We start from the raw sequence: 3,083 nt of genomic DNA on the forward strand, positions 1-3,083 counted from the left end.
GCGGTGCGCGCCAGGGCCTCGTCCATGTCGTAGGTGCCGTTCATCACCCCGTCGGCACGCGCCACCAGCACGAAGTCGCGCGGCAGGGCGCGGGCGGCGGCGGCCGCGGCGCGGATGCGTTCGACCGAAAGCGCGCGGTCGTAGGAGGTGGCCCCGCCCGAGGGGTTGTCCTCGATCGAGATGCCGGCAAGGCCGGCCTCCGCGGCAAGACGCACGGTTTCGGCCACGATCTCGGGGGCGTCGCCGAAGCCGTTCTCGAAATCTCCCGAGACGGGCAGGGGCGTGGCGGCGACGAGGGCCGAGGCGTGGGCCAGCGCCTCGTCGCGGGTGATGTTGCCGTCGGGGCGGCCGAGGGTGAAGCCGAAGGCGGCAGAAGAGGTGCCAATGGCCTCGGCGCCAAGCGCGGCAAGCATCCGGGCCGAGCCCGCATCCCAGGCATTGGCCAGAACAAAGGGCTCTCCCCTGCGGTGCAGGGCGCGGAAGGCGGGGGCGGGATCGTGCATGGTCGTCTCCTGGGCGGCCTTGGAACTCTGGCTCGGGCGGAGGGTCGGACAGGGCGGCGGACTTCGCAAGGATTTTCCGGCCGTTTCGGCCCGGCCCGAAGGGAGGGAGGGGGCGCTGCCCCCCGTCTCCGCAAGCGGAGCCTCCCCCCGCAGTATTTTCAGCCATCGGATGGAGGAAAGGGCCGCCTGCCGCAGACCGGGGGGGGCGGGAGCCGCCGGCGCGCGGCTGAGCCGCTGTCCTCGGAGTGTTTCCGGCTGGCCGGGGCGTGGCGCGCGAGGGGCGTATCCCGAGGCGCCTGCCGAAGAAGGCTTGCCAGCCGCGCCGCACCGGGCTAGGCAGTCTGCATGAACGGAAGCATCGCCATCATTACCGGCTGCTGCATTACCTGCTGAGATATCTCGCGGGCCGCTTCCTCGTTTCCCTGTTCGAAATGACCTGATAAGCCGCCCGCGGGCAAAGCCTTTACCGGCCCCTGCGAGGAGCGAGACATGGTCGAGATCAAGCTGCACAACTCCCGGACGCGCAAGAAGGAGATCTTTGCGCCCATCGACCCGACGGATGTGCGGATCTATGTCTGCGGCCCGACGGTCTATGACCGCGCGCATCTGGGCAATGCCCGGCCCGTGGTGGTCTTCGACCTGCTCTATCGGCTGATGCGCCATGTCTACGGCGAAGGGCATGTCACCTACGTGCGCAACTTCACTGACGTCGACGACAAGATCAACGCCACGGCGCTGGCGCGGAAAGAGGCCGGCGCCCCCGGGACGCTGGAACAGCTGATCGCCGAGCGGACCGACGAGACGATCGGCTGGTACCACGCCGACATGGGCGCGCTCGGCGCCCTGCGCCCCTCGATCCGGGGCGAGGTCGGCCCACGCGCCGAGCCGCGCGCGACCCAGTACATCGGCCAGATGATCGCGATGATCGAGGGGCTGATTGCCGCGGGTCATGCCTATCCCGCCGAGGGCCACGTGCTGTTCTCGGTGGCCAGCTACAAGGCCTATGGCGCGCTCTCGGGCCGCTCAGTCGAGGACATGATCGCCGGGGCCCGGGTCGAGGTTGCGCCCTACAAGCGCGATCCGATGGATTTCGTGCTGTGGAAACCCTCGACCGAGGACCTGCCCGGCTGGGACAGCCCCTGGGGCCGGGGGCGTCCGGGCTGGCATATCGAGTGCTCGGCCATGAGCTACGAGTTGCTGGGCGAGAGCTTCGACATCCACGGCGGTGGCATCGACCTGCAATTCCCCCACCATGAGAACGAGATCGCGCAGAGCTGCTGCGCCCACCCGAAGGCGGAGTTCGCGCGGGTCTGGATGCACAACGAGATGCTGCAGGTCGAGGGCAGGAAGATGTCCAAGTCGCTGGGGAATTTCTTCACCGTGCGGGACCTGCTGGACCAGGGCGTGCCGGGAGAGGTGATCCGGTTCGTGTTTCTCGGGACGCACTACGGCAAGCCGATGGACTGGACCGAGAAGAAGCGGGCCGAGGCGGAGGCGACGCTGCGCCAGTGGCGCGCGCTGCTGGAGGGCGTCGAGCCGACCGGCCCCGACGCCGATCTGGTCGCCGCGCTTGCCGATGACCTGAATACTGCTGGCGCGATTGCTCGTCTGCATGCGATGGCCAAGGAGATCGTCGCCAACCCGCAGAAGGATTGCTTCTACGAGAAGGGCGTGATGCTGGCCTCGGCGCAGATGCTGGGGCTGCTGACCGACGAACTCGGTGACTGGGTTGCCGCGCCGGACCTGGGTGCTGAACTCAAGGAACTGCTCGATGCAATCGTTGCTAAACGCGATGAAGCACGTGCAAACAAGGAATGGGCCAAGTCGGACGCGATTAGGGGCCTTCTCCAGATCGCTGGTATTGCTCTATCTGATGGCGAGCAATCGACTTGGGTTGTCGATAGCTCCAAGGAAGACCTGGGCTGGCTCGCACTGTCCGCGCCTGCCTTGGCAGGGGAAAGCGCGGTATCCCCTGATGAATTCGATCAACTGGCCGCAGGTCGGAAGCTGGAGTTTGAAGTGGGAAAGAAAGGACGCTGGAAGAGTGTTTCGCTATCTGGTGCTCCTTCCGTCGAACTGAAGGATCGCTGCATTGCCCTGGCCAAGTTGGAGGCAGGGCTTTGAGGCGCTTTTTCGAAACAGAGGGCCGCGCCCGACCGCGGGGGGGCGCCATCGCGCCCGCCCAGGGGGGCGGTCGGGCGCGCCCCGGGCCGCTGCGCGTCCCGGGCGGTTCTGAAAGAGCAACCGTAAGCGACCTGTCGAACTACGATTTCTCGCGCCCCTCCGGCGCCTCTCTCCAACGGGCCGGGGGAGGGCTCTGATGGAACGTCTTTATCTCTACGACACCACCCTGCGCGACGGGCAGCAGACCCAGGGCGTGCAGTTCTCCACGCCCGAGAAACAGCGCATCGCCGCCATGCTCGACGAGCTGGGCGTGGACTATATCGAGGGCGGCTGGCCCGGTGCCAACCCGACCGACAGCGCCTTCTTCGAGGCTGCGCCGAAGACCCGCGCCACGATGACCGCCTTCGGGATGACCAAGCGGCCGGCGTCTCGGCCGAAACGATGACGTGCTGGCCG

At 67.4% G+C, this 3,083-nt stretch carries 2 protein-coding genes and 1 pseudogene; 2 read left to right on the plus strand and 1 reads right to left on the minus strand.

The genetic code is table 11. The features are described 5' to 3' along the window. Positions 1–503: isocitrate lyase/PEP mutase family protein (locus OS124_RS0109390; protein WP_010139289.1), on the minus strand; the 503-nt coding region annotated here is incomplete at its 3' end. 489 nt (positions 504–992) lie between these two features. Between OS124_RS0109390 and cysS the strand changes: the two genes are divergently transcribed. Next, positions 993–2,627: a cysteine--tRNA ligase gene (cysS, locus tag OS124_RS24210; protein WP_010139290.1), complete on the plus strand. Its 1,635-nt coding sequence runs from the start codon at positions 993–995 to the stop codon at positions 2,625–2,627. Positions 2,628–2,823: 196 nt separating this feature from the next. Next, positions 2,824–3,083 (plus strand): annotated as a pseudogene (locus OS124_RS0109405) (citramalate synthase); the annotation flags it as partial.

Source organism: Oceanicola sp. S124 (assembly GCF_000220565.1).
GTDB lineage: Bacteria > Pseudomonadota > Alphaproteobacteria > Rhodobacterales > Rhodobacteraceae > Pseudooceanicola.

Bases quoted from the DNA above. Each gene is read 5' to 3' on its own strand.
- cysS (WP_010139290.1), top strand. From the start codon at position 993: ATGGTCGAGATCAAGCTGCACAACTCCCGGACGCGCAAGAAGGAGATC.